Origin of the sequence: Microbacterium sp. CR_7, from assembly GCF_041954755.1 — a bacterium.
Classification (GTDB): domain Bacteria; phylum Actinomycetota; class Actinomycetes; order Actinomycetales; family Microbacteriaceae; genus Microbacterium.
Genome location: NZ_JAVAYF010000002.1, coordinates 15,936 through 32,670 on the forward strand (window position 1 = coordinate 15,936; position 16,735 = coordinate 32,670).

Below are 16,735 nucleotides of genomic sequence, written 5' to 3' on the forward strand. Positions count from 1 at the left end.
AACAGCCTACGAGGCGGTGACGCTTCCGTCACCGCCTCGCGGGCTTGTTCGTGATCAGGCCTACTCGGCGGCCTTGGTGATCTGGTAGTACAGCGGGACGGAGTTCCAGCCGAACTCGACGTTCTGGACGCTCTCGCTGTAACCGCCGGTCACGTTGGAGTACCAGAGCGGAATGGCGGGAAGGTCGTTGAACAGGATCTCCTGCGCCTTCGTGAAGTCCTCGAGCTGAGCATCAGCGTCGGGGTTGCTGATGCCGGCGGCGATCAGCTCGTCGAACTCGGGGTTCGAGTAATCGCCGTCGTTCGAGCCGGCGTTGCTCGCGTAGAGCGGGCCGAGGAAGTTGTACAGACCCGGGTAGTCCGCCTGCCAGCCGGAGCGCGCAGCGGTCTTGATCGTACGGTTGTTGATCTCCTCGCGGACGACCGCGAACGTCGGGTACGGAGCGCCGGAGGCGTCGATGCCGAGCGTGTTCTTGATCTGGTTCGTCACCGCGTCGACCCACTCCTGGTGGCCGCCGTCGGAGTTGTACGCGATCTGGAACGTGCCTTCCCACGGCGAGATGGCGTCGGCCTCGGCCCACAGCTCCTTCGCCTTCTCGGGATCGTACTTCAGCACCTCGTTGCCGGGGACCGAGTCCGACCAGCCGTCGATCACCGGTGAGGTGAAGTCGGCGGCCGGGGTACGGGTGTCGGAGAAGATCTTCTCCGTGATCTGCGCGCGGTCGATGGACATCGAGATCGCCTGGCGACGGAGGATGCCCTCCTCACCGGAGAAGTGCGGCAGGAACTGTCCGATCGTGAACGACTGGAAGACGGCGGACGGCTGGTTCACCGCGCGGTCGCCGAGGTCGTCCTGGAAGGTGGGCAGCGAGACCGCGGGGATCTGGTCGATCACGTCGACCTGACCGGCCTGCAGGTCGGCGTACGACGCCTCCTGCGTGGCGTAGAAGTTGATCGTCAGACCACCGTTCTGCGCCTTGCGGCCTCCCTCGTAGTCGTCGTTGCGGACGAGGTCGATCTGGACGTCGTGCTGCCACGCGCCCTCGCCGTCGAGCATGTAGGGACCGTTGCCGACGGGGTTCTCGCCGAAGGCAGCCATGTCCTCGAACGCGACGTCGGGGAGCGGGTAGAACGCCGAGTAGCCGAGGCGCAGCGCGAAGTCCGACGCCGGCTTGTTCAGCTTGATCGTGAACGTGTAGTCGTCGACCTGCTGCAGACCGGTGAGCTCGGAGTCCTCGTCGTAGCTGAAGCCCTCGATGTCCTCGAAGAAGTAGCTGGAGAGGTGAGCGTTCGATGCCTTGGCACCCTCGTTCCACGCCTTGATGAAGTTGTCGGCGGTGACCTCTTCACCATCGGTGAAGGTCTGGCCCTCCTTGAGCTTCACGGTGAGGTTCTGCGGGTCCTCCGTCGTGATCTCCTCGGCCATGTCGTTGACCGGCTTGCCCTCGGCGTCGTAGTAGATGAGTCCTGCGAAGATCTCGTCGAGGATCTTGCCGCCACCCACCTCGTTGGTGTTGGTGGGGATCAGCGGGTTCTCGGGCTCGGAGCCGTTCGTCGTGATGATGGCATCCGGGTCGGCCTCGCCGCCGGCGCTGCCGCCGTCGTTGTTGCCGCCGCCGCCGCTCGCGCAGCCCGCGAGCGCCAGGGCGCCGATCGCGAACAGCGCGGTGCCCGCAAGGGCGATCTTGTTGCGCTTCACTGTGTGTCCTCCTGTGGACGGGTATTCATCAGACTGCGCGCTCATCGTCGAACGCGTAGGGATAGTTGAGCGTAACCCGGGGTTCGCACAACCCCGCGCTCGGCTAATGAACCGTTACTGAGTGGTGACCATCCGTAATATTGCTGAAACACGCGGTCGACGCGAGTACGGTTGTTGGCCGCTCCGCGCGAGCGCCCGCTCGACGTTCGCGAAAAGGGGGTCGGATGCCGCGGCATCCGACCCCCTTCTGCACGTGCGATCAGGCGAAGGCCTCGATCGGCGGGCAGGCGCACACGAGGTTGCGGTCGCCGTATGCCTGGTCGATGCGGCGCACCGGCGGCCAGTACTTGCCCGCGACGAGGGCGTGCACCGGGTAAGCGGCGTCCTCGCGCGTGTAGGCGTGCTCCCACTCCCCTGCGATGAGCGACACCGCGGTGTGCGGAGCGTTCACCAGGGGGTTGTCGTCGGCGGGCCAGCGCCCGGCGGCGACGGCATCCGCCTCCGCCTTGATCATCACCATGGCCTCGACGAAGCGCTCGATCTCGTCGATGTCCTCCGACTCGGTCGGCTCGACCATGAGGGTGCCGGCGACCGGGAACGACATGGTCGGGGCGTGGAATCCGTAGTCGATGAGCCGCTTCGCGACGTCGTCGACCGTGACGCCCGTGGCCTCCCTGAGGGGACGCAGGTCGAGGATGCACTCGTGCGCCACGCGTCCGTTCTCGCCGCTGTAGAGCACCGGGTAGTGCTCGCCGAGGCGTGCGGCGATGTAGTTCGCCGACAGGACGGCGGATGCCGTGGCGCGGCGCAGTCCGTCGGTGCCCATCATGCGGACGTACGCCCACGAGATCGGCAGGATGCCCGCGGAGCCGTACGGCGCCGCCGAGATCGGACCGCCGTCGAACACGAAGCCGCCCGCGTGCTCGGCGCGCTGCGCGAGCGGGTGCGAGGGCAGGAACGGCGCGAGGTGGGCCTTCGCGGCGACCGGACCGACGCCTGGTCCGCCACCGCCGTGCGGGATCGCGAACGTCTTGTGCAGGTTGAGGTGCGAGACGTCGCCGCCGAGGTCGCCGAAGCGCGCGTAGCCGAGCAGGGCGTTGAGGTTCGCCCCGTCGACGTACACCTGACCGCCGGCGTCGTGCACGGCCGCTGTGATCTCCACGACGTCCTGCTCGTACACGCCGTGCGTGGACGGGTAGGTGATCATCAGCGCCGCGAGCTCGTCGGCGTGCTGGGCGATCTTCGCGCGCAGATCCGCGAGGTCGACGTTGCCGAGGTCGTCGGTCGCGACCACGACCACCTTCATGCCCGCGAGCACGGCCGAGGCGGCGTTCGTGCCGTGGGCCGACGACGGGATCAGGCAGATCGTGCGATGCGTGTCGCCGTTGGCGTGGTGGTACCCCCGGATCGCCAGGAGCCCGGCCAGCTCGCCCTGCGAGCCCGCGTTCGGCTGCAGCGAGACGGCGTCGTATCCGGTGACCTCGGCGAGCCACGACTCGAGCTGGTCGATGAGGTCGAGGTAGCCCTGCACATCGGATGCCGGGGCGAACGGGTGGATGCCGGCGAACTCCGGCCACGTGATCGCGGCCATCTCGGTGGCGGCGTTGAGCTTCATGGTGCAGGAGCCCAGCGGGATCATGCCCCGGTCGAGCGCATAGTCTCGATCGGCGAGCGACTTCAGGTAACGCATCATGGCGGTCTCGCTGCGGTGCGCGTGGAAGACCGGGTGCGTCAGGTACTCGTCCTGGCGGAGCAGCGCCTCGGGGAGCGCCGAGAGCGGGCCGGTCAGGCCGAACACGCGCTGCTGGGGCCCGCCGAACACCCGGGCCACCTCGTGGAGGTCCGCGGTCGTGGTGGTCTCGTCCACCGAGATGCCCACGGTGTCGGTATCCACCGCGCGCAGGAGGATGCTCTTCTCGTGCGCGGCCGCGATGCGCTCGGCTGCGGCGCCGGGAACCCGCACCTGCAGGGTGTCGAAGAAGGCGTCGTGCACGACCTCCGCGCCCGCCTCGATCAGCCAGTCGCGCAGCAGGGCAGCCTTCGCGGCCGTCTCACGGGCGATGGCGCTGAGCCCGTCCGGGCCGTGGTAGACCGCGTACATGGAAGCCATGACGGCGAGCAGCACCTGAGCGGTGCAGATGTTCGACGTGGCCTTCTCCCGGCGGATGTGCTGCTCGCGGGTCTGCAGCGACAGTCGATAGGCGGGCCGGCCGTCGGCGTCGACCGAGACGCCGACGAGGCGTCCGGGCAGCTGACGCTCGAGACCGGCGCGCACGGCCATGTAACCGGCGTGCGGTCCGCCGAAGCCCATCGGCACACCGAATCGCTGGGTCGTGCCGACCGCGACGTCGGCGCCCATGCTCCCCGGTGACGCGACGAGCGTCAGGGCGAGCAGGTCGGCCGCGACGACCGCGAGGCCGCCGGCGAGGTGGGCGGCGTCGATCACGGCGGTCGGGTCCCACACGCGACCCGAGGCGCCGGGGTACTGCACGAAGACGCCGAACAGCTCGGCGGGCAGCTGCTCCCCCGCGGCGAGGTCGACCGTCACGAGCTCGATGCCCACGGCCTCGGCACGCGCGGCGAGGAGGGCCCTGGTCTGCGGGAACGCGTCGGCGTCGACGGCGAACACGTTCGACGTCGTCTTCGAGGCGCGGCGCGCGAGCAGCATCCCCTCGACCACGGCGGTCGACTCGTCGAGCATCGAGGCGTTGGCGGTGGTCAGACCCGTCAGCTCCGAGACCATGGTCTGGAAGTTGATGAGCGCCTCGAGGCGGCCCTGCGAGATCTCCGGCTGGTACGGCGTGTAGGCGGTGTACCACGAGGGGTTCTCGAGAACGTTCCGCTGGATGACGCTCGGGGTGATGGTGCCGTAGTAGCCGAGACCGATCATCGGCCGGTTCACCGTGTTGCGGCGGGCGAGCGAACGGAGTTCGGCCAGCGCCTCCGTCTCGCTCGCGGCGGGCGGGATGACGCTGTCCTCGCGCTCCGGCGTGAAGATCGAGGCGGGCACCGCCTCGCGCATCAGGGCCTCGATCGGGCTCTGTTCGGGGGATTCGGCGGAGAGCCCGAGCGCGTCGAGCATCCGGCTCTGGGCGGACGAGGTGAGTCCGATATGACGATCGGCGAAAGAGACCACGAGGTGATCAGCCCTCCGTGTGCGCGACGTACGCGTCGCGGTCGAGGAGTCCGTCGAGCGCGTCGTCCGCGACCTCGACCTTGATGAGCCACGCGTCCTCGAACGGCGAGGAGTTCAGCAGCGCAGGGTCGTCGACGACGGCCTGGTTCACCTCGGTCACCGTGCCCGCGACGGGCGCGTAGAGCTCGGAGACCGACTTCGTCGACTCGGCCTCGCCGAACACGTCGCCGCGGGAGACCGCCGTGCCGACGGCCGGCAGCTCCACGAAGACGATGTCGCCGAGGGCGTCAGCCGCGAAGTCGGTGATGCCGACGGTCGCCACGGCGCCGTCGACGGAGACCCATTCGTGCTCTTCGCTGTACTTGAGGGTGGTCAGATCGGTCATTTCGTCCTCCGGTAGAAAGGCAGAGCGGTCACGGTCGCGGGGATGCGGGTTCCCCGCACGTCAAGGAATACTGCGGATCCCTCCGCAGCGGAAGAAGGATCGACGTACGCCATCGCGATGGGATGGCCCAGCGTCGGGCTCAGGGCACCGCTCGTGATCTCGCCGATCGGCGTGCCGTCCTCGGTCACGACCGCGTAGCCGGCGCGACCGGCGCGCTTACCGTCGGCCGCGAGACCCACGAGGACGCGGGCGTCGGATGCCGGCTCGACGGCGTCCTTCCCCACGAAGCTCTCCTTCGCGGTGACCACGACACGGCCGAGGCCGGCCTGCGCGGGCTTGGTGTCGAGCGTGAGCTCGTGGCCGTAGAGCGGCATGCCGGCCTCCAGGCGCAGCGTGTCGCGGGCGGCGAGACCGGCGGGGATCAACCCGTGCGGCTCGCCCGCAGCGACCACGGCATCCCACAGCTGTCCGGCGAGCGCGGCAGGGACGAGCAGCTCGAAGCCGTCCTCGCCCGTGTAGCCGGTGCGGGCGAGCAGCAGCGGCTCGCCTCCGAACGTCGCGGTCGCCCACGCGTAGTAGCGCTGCTCCGACCACGGGATGCTGACGTCGGCGACGCCCTCGGTGTCGGCGAGGATCGCCTCGGCGTTCGGACCCTGCACGGCGATGAGGGCGTAGTCGTCGGAGACGTCGTCGACCTCGACCGTGAAGCCGTCGGTCCGGGCGGAGAGCGCCTCGCGCACGGCATCCCGGTTCCCGGCGTTCGAGATGACGAGGTAGTCGTCGTCGTCGAGCCGGTACACGATGACGTCGTCGATGATGCCGCCGGTCTCGGCGAGCAGCAGGGAGTACTTGGCCTTGCCCACGGCGAGCGCCGACAGTCGCCCGGCCAGGGCGTGGTCGAGGTAGGCGTCCGCCTCGGCGCCGCGCACCGTGAACTCGGCCATGTGCGAGATGTCGAAGATCCCGGCGGCCTGGCGCACCGCGTGGTGCTCGGCGAGGTCGGAGGTGTAGCGGACCGGCATCTGCCAGCCGCCGAAGTCGGTGAACGACGCGCCGAGAGACTCGTGGCGGTCTCGCAGCGGTGTGTAGCGGGGGTCGGACATGGAGTTCTCCCGGGCTGGGTCGGGCGGAACGGCGGCGACGTCGTTCCTCGGAACTCCCCCTCTGTCATGGGCCTGAGAGTTTCACCCCGGAGGGGCTTTCACCGTCGGCGGACGTGGGGCTCTGCGCTCCACGTCGCTTTCCAGAGTGGCCGGGACCCCGCGGTACGCGTACCTGAGAGATTGGCGGGGAGGCTTGCTCCTTCGGTGCCCGGCTGCGTTCGCCGGGGCTCTCCCGCGTGGCCCGTTCGGCCTGTGTTCGATTGTGGTTTCAGTGTAGCGGGCACGATCCGCCGTTCCGATCGCGATTCGTGCCGCGTCGGTCGGGCCGGAGCGGCACGGAGTGCGACCGGAGTGCGACCGGAGCGCGAAGAGCAGGATGCCGCCCCTCAGCGCCCGGCGAGCTCCGCCCTCACCTCGTCGCGGAGACGACCCAGGTTCTCGGGCTCGGGTGCAGCGCCGAGGAGAGTCTTGGTGTACTCGTGCTGCGGGTTCAGGATGACGTCGTCGGCGGGCCCTCGTTCGACGACGTCGCCCTTGTAGAGGACCATGATCTCGTCGCTGAAGTGCCGCGCGGTGGCGAGGTCGTGAGTGATGTACAGCACCCCGAGGTCGTCTTCGCGCTGCAGGTCGGCGAGCAGGTTCAGCACCCCGAGCCGGATCGACACGTCGAGCATCGACACGGGCTCGTCGGCGACGATGAACCGTGCACCGGGTGCCAGCGCGCGCGCGATCGCCACGCGCTGGCGCTGCCCGCCGGAGAGCTCGTGCGGACGACGCTCGGCGAAGCTCTCGGCCGGTGTGAGACGCACGCGCTCCAGCAGCTCGAGGGCGCGCTCGCGCACCTCTGTGCGCGACAGCTGCGGGTGATGCAGCCGGATCGGCCGCTCCAGGTGGTGGAAGATCGTGTGGTACGGGTTCAGCGACGCGAACGGGTCCTGGAACACCATCTGCACCTGCGAGCGGTAGCCCTCCACCGCGCGACCGCTCGTGCCGGTCTCCTTCCCGTCGAGCAGGATCTGCCCGCTCGTCGGGGTCTCGAGCTTCATCAGCATCCGAGCGATCGTCGACTTGCCCGATCCGGACTCCCCGACGAGCGCTATCGTCCTGCCCGCCTCGATCGTGAACGAGACGTCCTTGACGGCATGCAGCGTCGATGTCTTGAATCCGGACCGCAGGTGGAAGTCCTTGACGAGGTTCCTCGCCTCGAGAGTGGGCGCGCTCATCGGATCTCCTCCTGGCTGACGCGGCTGCCGGAGCGGACGAAGTCGCCGCGCTCCCCCGTCAGGCTCGGGAAGCTCGACAGCAGGCGCTTGGTGTACTCGTGCTGCGGTGTGCGGTAGATCTCCTCCGCCGTGCCCTGCTCGACGATCTCGCCCTGCAGCATCACCGCGATGCGGTCGCTGATCTCGATGAGCATCGGCAGGTCGTGGGTGATGAAGATGACCGCGAAGCCGAGGCGCTCGCGCAAGCGCATGATCTCGCGGATGATGCCCCGCTGCACGACGACGTCGAGAGCGGTGGTCGGCTCGTCCATGACCATGACCTGCGGGTCGAGGGCGAGGGCCATCGCGATCATCATGCGCTGCCGCATGCCGCCCGACAGTTCGTGCGGGAAGCTGCGGAGGCGAGAGGGATCGACGCCCACGAGCGTGAGCAGCTCCTCGGCCCTCGCCTGCTTGTCGCGCTTCGACATGCCGGGTCGGTGCGTGTCGAAGATGTCGAAGATCTGCGCCCGCACGTCGATCACCGGGTTGAGCGAGTTCATCGCGCCCTGGAACACCATCGAGATCTTGTCCCAGCGGAAGGCCCGCAGCCCGTCGCCGTCGAGCGCGACCACGTCGATGTCGGCTCCGTTCCGATCGTGGAAGACGATCTCGCCGCCTGTCATGAGCGCCGGCGCTTTGAGCAGCCGGTTCATGCCGTACGCGAGGGTGGTCTTGCCGCATCCCGACTCGCCGGCGAGACCGAGGATCTCCCCGCGGTTGAGAGTCAGCGAGACGTTGCGGACCGCCTTGACCGGCGGGTCGACCTCGTACTCGATGGACACGTTGCGTGCGGTCAGCACGGCTTCCGGGGCGCTCACGCGGCGACTCCCTTCGTCTTGGCGGCCTTGCGCACGCGGCGGGCGGCGTCGGGCGCGTTGCGCAGCTTGGGGTTGATGACCTCGTCGATCGCGAAGTTGATGAGGGCGAGACCCGCGCCGAGGAGCGCGATCATCACACCCGGCGGCACGAACCACCACCAGGCGCCTCGACCGAGCGCCTGGCCCGACTGCGCGTCGTTGAGGATGCTGCCCCACGTGATCGACGAGTTGGGGCCGAGACCGAGATACGACAGCCCGGCCTCGCCGAGGATCGCGAAGATGATCGCGAAGAGGAACTGCGCGGTCAGCAGCGGCAGCAGGTTCGGCATGATCTCGACGAGGATGACGCGGAACGAGCGCTCCCCCGCGACCTTCGACGCGTACACGTAGTCGCGCGTGCGCAGCGAGCGGGTCTGCAGCCGCAGCACGTACGCGGCACCGGCCCAGGAGGTGATGCCGAGCACGAACGCCACGAGCTGCCAGCTGCGCTGCGGCACGAACGACGCGATCACCATAACGAGCGGAAGCCCGGGGATGACGATCATCACGTTGGTCAGGAGCGCGAGGGCGTCTTCGCGCCAGCCGCCGAGGTAGCCGGCCAGCACGCCGAAGACCAGCGACAGGACGATCGCGATGCCGCCGGCCACGACACCCACGAGCAGTGATCCCTGCGCGCCGATCGCGAGTTGCGCCAGCATGTCGTTGCCGAGCTTGGTCGTGCCGAGCCAGTGCTCCGCGGACGGAGGCTGAAGGGCGGCGTTGTCGGTGCTGCGCGGGTTCTGGGTGAAGAACGGGGCGATGATCGCGAAGAGCACGATCGACAGCACGAGGATGAGGCCGACGACGAACTTCGCCGAGCGGGTCGGCAGCAGACCGCGGCCCTTCTTCGGCTTCTGCGTCGCGAGCGTGACGGTGGTCGCCGGCTCCGAGGTCGGCTGCTCCTTGACGATCTGCATCGGGGTGAGCTTGGTGTCAGACATTCTGGCGCGCCCTCGGGTCGATGAATCCGTAGATCAGGTCCATGAAGAAGTTGGCGGCGAGCACCGTGATCGTGATGACGAGGAACAGCCCCTGCATGAGGGCGTAGTCGTTGTTGGTCACGGCCTGGAACATGAGCTTGCCGATGCCGGGGTAGGTGAACACCTGCTCCATCACGATCGAGCCCGCGACGACGAAGCCGAGGGTGATCGAGAAGCCGGCGATCGACGGGATGGCGGCGTTGCGCGCGGCGTAGGTCGTCATGATGCGGCGGGGACGAAGGCCCTTGGCCTCGGCGGTGAGCACGTAGTCCTCCGACATCGTCTGCACCATCATGTTGCGCATGCCGAACAGCCATCCGCCGACAGAGCTGACCACGATGGTGAGCGCGGGCAGGATCGCGTGCGACAGCGCATTGGAGAAGAACGCCCACGTCGGCTCGGGGCCATCGGGGAAGTCGAACACGTCGTAGCCGCCGAAGATCGGGAACCATCCGAGCCCCACGGCGAAGACGGCGACGAGGATGAGCGCCATCCAGAAGTACGGGATGGACTGCAGCACGGTCGTCGCGGGGATGATGTGGTCGACCCAGGTGCCGCGCTTCCAGCCGGCCCAGGCGCCGAGCACGACGCCGAGGATGAAGGAGATGACGGTCGCGGTCCCGACGAGGATCAGCGTCCACGGCAGCGCCTGGCCGATCAGCTCGGTCACCGGGGTCGGGAACTTGGTGACGGACACCCCTAGGTCGCCCTGGAACATCCGCCCCCAGTAGGAGAGGTACTGCTCCCAGAGGGAGGAGTCGTCGCCACCGAGCAGCAGCTTGATGTTGCGGATGGTGGTCTCGGAGACCTCGCCGCCCGCACGCTGCATCTTGGCGATCATGATGTCGGCTGGATTGCCCGGCATCATGCGGGGAAGCAGGAAGTTGATGGAGATGGCGGCCCACAGCGTGAACGCGTAGAACCCTATTCGTCGTGCGTAGAACTTCATGACGGTCTTCTTCGACTCCCTGCTTCCCCGGTGACGCGGACTACTCGGCGGGCTGCAGGTGCGTCAGGACGTAGCCTGCCGCGATCGAGCCCCAGGACGGCGGGAAGGCGTAGAGGTCGTCCTCCGTCGGCCAGCCCGTGTAGTCCTTCGTGTTGTAGAAGGTCTGGGTCGCGTTGATCACCAGCGGGATGTACGGCAGGTCGCGCACGATCTCGGTCTGGATCGTCCCGTACAGCTCCTTCTTCGTCGCCTCGTCGTTCGTGCTGATGGCGGACTGCACAGCCTGATCGACGACCGGGTTGTTGTAGCGGCTGAAGTTCCAGCGGCCGGTCGGGACCTCTTCGCCGACAGGGCCGGTGGAGCCGACGGTCGTGCCGCCGAACCAGTCGCGGTAGATCTGGAACGGGTCGGCCACGGAGGTGCCGATCATGCCGCCGACGATGAGCTGGAAGTCACCGCTCTGACGCGAGTCGGAGAACTCCTGCCACTGCACGGTCGACGCGTTGATCTTGATGCCCGCGGCCTCGGCCTGCTCGGCGATGAGCTTCGCGGCGTCGTTGTAGTCGGTCCAGCCGTCGACCGAGGTCAGGGTGAGCTCGACCTTCTGGCCGTCCTTCTCGTAGATGCCGTCCGAGCCCTTGGTGTAGCCGGCCGCTTCGAGGATCGACCCCGCCTCGGCGGCATCCGGCTCCTGCGGGCTGACCTCGTTCGCGGAGTCGGCGACCCACTTCTCGTCGCGGGGAAGCAGCGCGTATGTGGGCGAGATGTCGCCGGTCAGGCCGACGAACGCCTTGTCCTTGATGGTGCTGCGGTCGATCGCGGCGTTCAGCGCCTGACGCACCGCGACGTCGGTCTGCGGACCGGAGCAGCCGAGCTCGGCGTTGGAGCAGGTGTAGAGGACGGTCGGATCCTGCGGGGTGTTGATCCACGAGATCGCGCCGTTCGCGGTGACGTCGTCGGGGTTCGGGATGAACATGCCGGTCCAGTCCAGTTTGCCGGCGGCGAGGAGGTCCTGCGCGGTCTGGTTGTTGTCGACCGCGATGTACTGCACCTTCTTCACGCCGAGGTCGTCGGCGCCGCGGAAGTTCTCGTTCGCGACGAGGGTGTAGGACTCGCTCGTGGTCTTGTCGACGACGTAGGGGCCGGAGCCGACGGGCTCCTCGTTCGCGAAGTTCGCGTAGTCGTCGACGTCGGCCCAGATGTGCTCGGGAAGGATGTACGTCGAGCCGAGACGCTGGAACTCGGTCGTGAACTGCGCGGTCGAGTAGGTGAGCACGACGGTGGTGTCGTCGGTCGCCTCGGCTGAGACGAGGCCGTTGCCCTCGGGGTTGTTGGCCTCGTAGTTGAACGAGAACGCGACGTCGGCGGCGGTGAGCGGCTCGCCGTCGCTCCACTTCAGGTCGGGCTTGATGGTGATCGTGATCACCGTGCCGTCCTCGTTGTACTCGTACGTGTCGCCGATCATGCCCTCCGGCTCGGAGTCGGAGGTCTTGTTGAAGAAGAACAGCGGCTCGTAGATGGGGCCGAGCGCACCGTGGAGCACGGTGGGCGCGAAGGGGTTGTAGTTCGCCGTGATCGGGGTCTGGCTTCCGGCCCAGACGCGGAGCGCGCGGTCGCCGTCTGCGCCGCTCCCGTCGTTGCCGCCCGCGCCACAGGCCGTCAGGCCCAGGGCGAGGACGGAAGCCCCCGCCACGGCGGTGAGCGCGATCTTGCGCTTTCCGGTACGGATCATTCTGTCGTTTCCTCTCGGTGCTGCACTGCAGGAGGGATTCTCCGGATGGAGACGGACCCCTGGGCGGGGCTCGGGCAAACCCCGGAAGGGGGTTTGTTAGGACAGTAACCTAACAAACCCGCCCACCCTCGACAAGACCTCGCGACGCTCCTGCATAACGTTTCGGACTCGACCGACGGATGCCGTCACATTGCTGCACTAAGGGTCGCGATGACACTAAGATCGATCGCGGGAGGTTAAGGTGCCGAAGACCCGAAGTGACGAGATCGACATCGCGGTGTCGACCGTGATTCTCACGCTGCGACGTGCCGAGAGCGGCGAGCCTGTGCTCGCCCTCCCTCTCGTGCGTCGCACCCGTGCGCCCTTCGACGGCGAGTGGGCGCTGCCCGGCGGATGGCTCACTGCAGCCGAGTCGCCCGTCGACGCGGCAGCGCGCACGCTGGCCGAGACCACCGGCCTCACCCCGAGCTACCTCGAGCAGCTGTACGCGTTCGGAGCAGTCGACCGCTCCCCCACCCGGGTCGTGTCGATCGTGTACTGGGCGCTGCTGCGGCAGGACGACGTCGACGCGCAGAGCGCCGCGCACCGTGCATCCGGTCTCGCGCCGGAGAACGTGCGCTGGTTCGATCTCTCCGAGCGCCCTCCTCTCGCCTTCGACCACGACAAGATCGTCGACTACGCACTGTGGCGTCTCCGCAACAAGGTGGGCTACAGCCGCGTCGCGCAGGGGTTCCTCCCCGCCGAGTTCACCCTCTCCGATCTCCGCGAGGCGTACCAGTCGATCCTCGGCCGCCAGCTGGACCCGGCGAACTTCCGCCGTCAGGTCGAGGGCACGGGGAACCTGATCCCCACCGACCGCTTCCGCACCGGGAGCCATCGGCCCGCCCGCCTGTACCGATACGACACCGATGTGGAGCTGGCCGATCGCGGCCCGCTCGGTCCCGAGGAAACGAGCATCCGATGAGCATCACCTTCGTCCCCACCCCGTCCGTGCCGACCTCGGACGCCTCCGTGGATCACGCGATCCAGGCGATCGTCGCCGGCGCCTCGACCGACGCGACCTGTACGACCGATCTCGCCGCGGGCCCGTGGGACTTCGACATCCGTCCGGGATACGGACCGGGGTCGTCGATGGGCGACGTGATCCCCACCGGCGCACCGCGGCAGGGCGAACTCCCCGCCGAGTATCGCGAGGCGACGGAAGAGGAGCTCGACCGGCGGATCCGTGCCGCGAAGGAGGTGCTCGGCGATCGCGTCGTGATCCTCGGCCACTTCTACCAGCGGGAGGAGGTCGTGCGGCACGCCGACTACGTCGGCGACTCGTTCCAGCTCGCGACCGCCGCCAAGGACCGACCGGATGCCGAGGCCATCGTGTTCTGCGGAGTGCACTTCATGGCCGAGACGGCGGACCTGCTCTCCGGCCCTGACCAGGCCGTCGTGCTGCCGAACCTCGCCGCCGGCTGCTCCATGGCGGACATGGCCGACATCGATCAGGTCGAGGATTGCTGGGAGCAGCTGGCCGATGTGCTCGGCGACCTCGACGAGCGGGACGAGGACGGGCGCGTCCCGGTGATCCCCGTGACCTACATGAACTCCTCCGCGGCGATCAAGGGCTTCGTCGGACGCCACGGTGGGATCGTCTGCACCTCCTCGAACGCGCAGACGGTGCTGGAGTGGGCGTTCGAGCGCGGTCGCCGCGTGCTCTTCTTCCCCGACCAGCACCTCGGCCGCAACACGGCGAAGGCCATGGGCGTTCCGCTCTCGCAGATGCCGATGTGGAACCCGCGCAAGCCGCTCGGCGGATCCACCGAGGCGGAGCTCGCCGATTCCCGCGTCATCCTCTGGCACGGGTTCTGCTCCGTGCATCGCCGATTCACGGTCGGCCAGATCGACCAGGCGCGTGCCGAGCACCCCGGGGTCCGCGTCATCGTGCATCCCGAGTGCCCGATGGAGGTCGTCGACGCCGCCGACGAGGCGGGGTCGACCGACTACATCCGCCGCGCCATCGCCGCCGCGACCGAGCCCACGACCTTCGCGATCGGCACCGAGATCAACCTGGTGCGGCGCCTCGCCGCCCAGTTCCCGCAGCACGAGATCTTCTGCCTCGACCCGGTCGTGTGCCCGTGCTCGACGATGTACCGCATCCACCCCGGTTATCTCGCGTGGGTGCTGGAGGAGCTCGTGGCCGGGCGCACCCCGAACCGGATCCGGGTGACCTCAGACGTGGCCGACCCCGCACGCGTCGCCCTCGAGCGGATGCTGGCCGCGAAGCCCCCGGTGGCGGCGAGCGCTCGATGAACGTCGTCGTGGTCGGATCCGGCATCGCCGGACTCACCGCCGCGCTGCACGCCGCGGAGGCCGGTCACCGGGTGACGCTGGTGACGAAGGGCGCCGTCGGAGACGGCTGCACGGGCTACGCGCAGGGCGGCGTCGCCGGCGTCTACGGGCCCGACGACTCCGCGGAGCTCCACGCGGCCGACACGATCACCGCCGGTGCGGGGCTGTCCGATGCCGACGCCGTCGACGTGCTCGTGCAGGGCGCGGCGGCGCGGATCGCCGAGCTGATCGCCCGCGGCGTCGCCTTCGACCGGGATGCCGACGGTCGGCTGCTGCTGGGACGGGAAGCGGCGCACAGCCACGCGCGCATCGTCCACGCGGGCGGGGATGCGACGGGCGCGGCGATCTCGCGGGCGCTGGTGGCGGCGGTGCGCGGCGACGTGCGGGTCGCGGTCGTCGAGCGCGCCATGCTGCTCGACCTCATCCTCGCGGACGGCGCGGTGCGCGGCATCCGCCTTCTCCGCGACGGAGCAGCCGCCGATCTGGAAGCCGATGCCGTGATCCTCGCGACCGGCGGCGCCGGGTGCCTGTACGCGCACACGACGAACCCGGAGGGGACGACGGGCGACGGCATCGCGGCGGCGATCCGCGCCGGTGCGGCAGTGGCCGACCTCGAGTTCGTGCAGTTCCACCCGACCGTGCTCGCGGTCGGCTCCCCGTTCCTCATCTCGGAGGCCGTGCGCGGCGAAGGCGCGACGCTCGTGGACGACGCAGGACGACGCTTCGTCTTCGACGCGCACCCCGACGGCGAACTGGCTCCCCGTGACGTCGTGTCGCGGGCGATCGCGCGACAGGCCGCGGCCCAGGGCTCGCCCGTCCACCTCGACGCGACGATGCTCGGGGCGGCCAGGCTGGCCCGACGGTTCCCGACGATCGATCGGGTCACCCGCGAGCGCGGGCTCGACTGGTCGGCGCATCCCCTCCCGGTCACACCTGCGGCGCACTATCTGATGGGCGGGGTGCAGACCGACCTCGACGGCCGCACCACTCTCCGGAACCTCTTCGCGGTCGGCGAGGTCGCCCGCACCGGCGTGCACGGCGCGAACAGACTCGCCTCGAACTCCCTCCTCGAGGGGGCGGTGTTCGGCGCCCGCGCGGCAGCCGCGCTCACGGCTCCGTGGACCGAGCTGCAGGTCGCCGCTCGCCCGAAGCCGGCGGCCACACGCGACACTGCCGCCGTCCCGTTCGGCCGCACCGCGCTGCAGCGGCTGATGTGGGATCACGTCGGGCTGCTCCGTGACACCCCCGGTCTCGAGGCGGCCCTCGCGACCGTGCGGGCCTGGGCTGCGGCTGCGACGCCGCCCGTGACGGCCAGGGCGCACGAGGACGCGAATCTGCTCCTGCTGGCCGAGGCCACGGCATCCGCCGCCCTCTCCCGCGTCGACCCGGTCGGCGCGCACTATCGCGAACCCACTCCCGCACCCCTTCTGGAGACCGTCTGATGCTCACTCCCGCCGCCATCTCCCGCGTTGTCGGCGCCGCCCTCGACGAGGACGCGCCCTGGGGCGACATCACGAGCAGCGTGCTGCTGCCGCCCGACGCGACGGCCACCGCCGATCTCGTCGCCCGGGAGGCGGGCGTCTTCAGCGGCGGCCAGGTCTTCACCGCAGCCTTCACGCTCACCGACCCCGCGATCCAGGTCGACGTGCACGTCGGCGACGGAGACGATTTCTCCGCCGGCGACGTGCTGGCGACGGTGTCGGGAAGCGCCCGAGGCATCCTCACGGCCGAGCGGATAGCGCTGAACTTCACGCAGCGCATGAGCGGAATCGCCACGCTCACCGCCGCCTACGTCCGCGCGACCGAGGGCACCGCGGCCCGCATCGCGGACACCCGCAAGACCACGCCGGGGCTGCGGGCGTTCGAGCGGCACGCGGTCGTCTCCGGCGGCGGCCACAATCACCGTCACTCGCTCTCCGACGCGGTCATGGCAAAGGACAATCACCTCGCGGTGCTGCAGCGCTCGGGGCGCGACCTGGGCGCAGCCCTGCGAGAAGCGCTCGCGCAGCTCCCCCACACGACCCACGTCGTCGTCGAGGTCGACCGCCTCGACCAGATCGAGGCGGTCATCGCGGGCGGCGCCCACACCGTGCTGCTCGACAACTTCGCACCGGACGAGCTGCGAGCCGGAGTCGCCCTCATCGACGGACGCGCTCAGGTCGAGGCCTCGGGTGGCGTGAACCTCGACACGGTCGCCGCGATCGCGGCGACCGGGGTCGACGTGATCTCGGTCGGCGCGCTCACGCACTCCGCCCGCGCGCTGGATCTGGGCCTGGACGTCCGGATCGACTGA

13 protein-coding genes and 1 riboswitch are annotated in these 16,735 nt (G+C 69.1%); of the genes, 4 read left to right on the forward strand and 9 right to left on the reverse strand.

What is annotated here, in order from left to right; all coding sequences use genetic code 11:
* Window positions 1-60: 60 nt before the first annotated feature.
* The 9 genes from RAC81_RS03330 to RAC81_RS03370 all read right to left on the reverse strand — a co-directional run bounded on the left by RAC81_RS03330 (window position 61) and on the right by RAC81_RS03370 (window position 12,105).
* Window positions 61-1,698, reverse strand: coding sequence for an ABC transporter substrate-binding protein (locus tag RAC81_RS03330; protein WP_375081012.1), 1,638 nt, complete (start codon window positions 1,696-1,698; stop codon window positions 61-63).
* Window positions 1,699-1,957: 259 nt separating this feature from the next.
* Entirely contained in the window at window positions 1,958-4,834 is a 2,877-nt protein-coding gene (gene gcvP / locus RAC81_RS03335; protein WP_375081013.1) for an aminomethyl-transferring glycine dehydrogenase, read from the reverse strand.
* Between the two features lie 7 nt (window positions 4,835-4,841).
* Entirely contained in the window at window positions 4,842-5,219 is a 378-nt protein-coding gene (gcvH, locus tag RAC81_RS03340) for a glycine cleavage system protein GcvH (RefSeq protein ID WP_251585868.1), read from the reverse strand.
* Window positions 5,216-6,322, reverse strand: a complete 1,107-nt coding sequence (gcvT, locus tag RAC81_RS03345; protein ID WP_375081014.1) for a glycine cleavage system aminomethyltransferase GcvT — start codon at window positions 6,320-6,322, stop codon at window positions 5,216-5,218. The genes gcvH and gcvT overlap by 4 nt, the downstream gene beginning before the upstream one ends.
* 150 nt (window positions 6,323-6,472) lie before the next feature.
* A riboswitch (glycine riboswitch) is annotated at window positions 6,473-6,567 on the reverse strand.
* 141 nt (window positions 6,568-6,708) lie between these two features.
* Window positions 6,709-7,545: an ABC transporter ATP-binding protein gene (locus tag RAC81_RS03350; RefSeq protein ID WP_375081015.1), complete on the reverse strand. Its 837-nt coding sequence runs from the start codon at window positions 7,543-7,545 to the stop codon at window positions 6,709-6,711.
* The gene (locus RAC81_RS03355; RefSeq protein ID WP_375081016.1) at window positions 7,542-8,405 is read right to left on the reverse strand and encodes an ABC transporter ATP-binding protein; all 864 of its coding nucleotides are present in this window, start codon (window positions 8,403-8,405) and stop codon (window positions 7,542-7,544) included. The genes RAC81_RS03350 and RAC81_RS03355 overlap by 4 nt, the downstream gene beginning before the upstream one ends.
* Window positions 8,402-9,385, reverse strand: a complete 984-nt coding sequence (locus RAC81_RS03360; protein WP_375081017.1) for an ABC transporter permease — start codon at window positions 9,383-9,385, stop codon at window positions 8,402-8,404. Before RAC81_RS03360 ends, RAC81_RS03355 begins: the two co-directional genes overlap by 4 nt.
* On the reverse strand, window positions 9,378-10,373 hold the full coding sequence (locus tag RAC81_RS03365) for an ABC transporter permease (RefSeq protein WP_251585878.1): 996 nt from the start codon (window positions 10,371-10,373) through the stop codon (window positions 9,378-9,380). Before RAC81_RS03365 ends, RAC81_RS03360 begins: the two co-directional genes overlap by 8 nt.
* A 40-nt stretch (window positions 10,374-10,413) precedes the next feature.
* Complete coding sequence (locus tag RAC81_RS03370) at window positions 10,414-12,105, reverse strand: ABC transporter substrate-binding protein (protein WP_375081018.1); 1,692 nt, start codon at window positions 12,103-12,105, stop codon at window positions 10,414-10,416.
* A 277-nt stretch (window positions 12,106-12,382) separates the two neighbouring features.
* Between RAC81_RS03370 and RAC81_RS03375 the strand changes: the two genes are divergently transcribed.
* The 4 genes from RAC81_RS03375 to nadC are packed head-to-tail and all read left to right on the forward strand — an operon-like array spanning window position 12,383 to window position 16,735.
* On the forward strand, window positions 12,383-13,069 hold the full coding sequence (locus RAC81_RS03375) for an NUDIX domain-containing protein (RefSeq protein WP_375081496.1): 687 nt from the start codon (window positions 12,383-12,385) through the stop codon (window positions 13,067-13,069).
* A complete protein-coding gene (nadA, locus tag RAC81_RS03380) occupies window positions 13,066-14,403 on the forward strand; it encodes a quinolinate synthase NadA (protein ID WP_375081019.1) in 1,338 nt (445 codons plus the stop codon). Before RAC81_RS03375 ends, nadA begins: the two co-directional genes overlap by 4 nt.
* Window positions 14,400-15,884 carry an L-aspartate oxidase gene (gene nadB / locus RAC81_RS03385; protein WP_375081020.1) on the forward strand — a complete coding sequence of 495 codons (1,485 nt, stop codon included), beginning with the start codon at window positions 14,400-14,402 and terminating at the stop codon, window positions 15,882-15,884. Before nadA ends, nadB begins: the two co-directional genes overlap by 4 nt.
* On the forward strand, window positions 15,884-16,735 hold the full coding sequence (gene nadC, locus RAC81_RS03390) for a carboxylating nicotinate-nucleotide diphosphorylase (RefSeq protein WP_375081021.1): 852 nt from the start codon (window positions 15,884-15,886) through the stop codon (window positions 16,733-16,735). Before nadB ends, nadC begins: the two co-directional genes overlap by 1 nt.

Coding starts and splice junctions, on each gene's coding strand:
- gcvH (WP_251585868.1), bottom strand. CDS start 5,219: ATGACCGATCTGACCACCCTCAAGTACAGCGAAGAGCACGAATGGGTC.
- gcvT (WP_375081014.1), bottom strand. CDS start 6,322: ATGTCCGACCCCCGCTACACACCGCTGCGAGACCGCCACGAGTCTCTC.
- RAC81_RS03350 (WP_375081015.1), bottom strand. CDS start 7,545: ATGAGCGCGCCCACTCTCGAGGCGAGGAACCTCGTCAAGGACTTCCAC.
- RAC81_RS03360 (WP_375081017.1), bottom strand. CDS start 9,385: ATGTCTGACACCAAGCTCACCCCGATGCAGATCGTCAAGGAGCAGCCG.
- RAC81_RS03365 (WP_251585878.1), bottom strand. CDS start 10,373: ATGAAGTTCTACGCACGACGAATAGGGTTCTACGCGTTCACGCTGTGG.
- RAC81_RS03370 (WP_375081018.1), bottom strand. CDS start 12,105: ATGATCCGTACCGGAAAGCGCAAGATCGCGCTCACCGCCGTGGCGGGG.
- nadA (WP_375081019.1), top strand. CDS start 13,066: ATGAGCATCACCTTCGTCCCCACCCCGTCCGTGCCGACCTCGGACGCC.
- nadB (WP_375081020.1), top strand. CDS start 14,400: ATGAACGTCGTCGTGGTCGGATCCGGCATCGCCGGACTCACCGCCGCG.
- nadC (WP_375081021.1), top strand. CDS start 15,884: ATGCTCACTCCCGCCGCCATCTCCCGCGTTGTCGGCGCCGCCCTCGAC.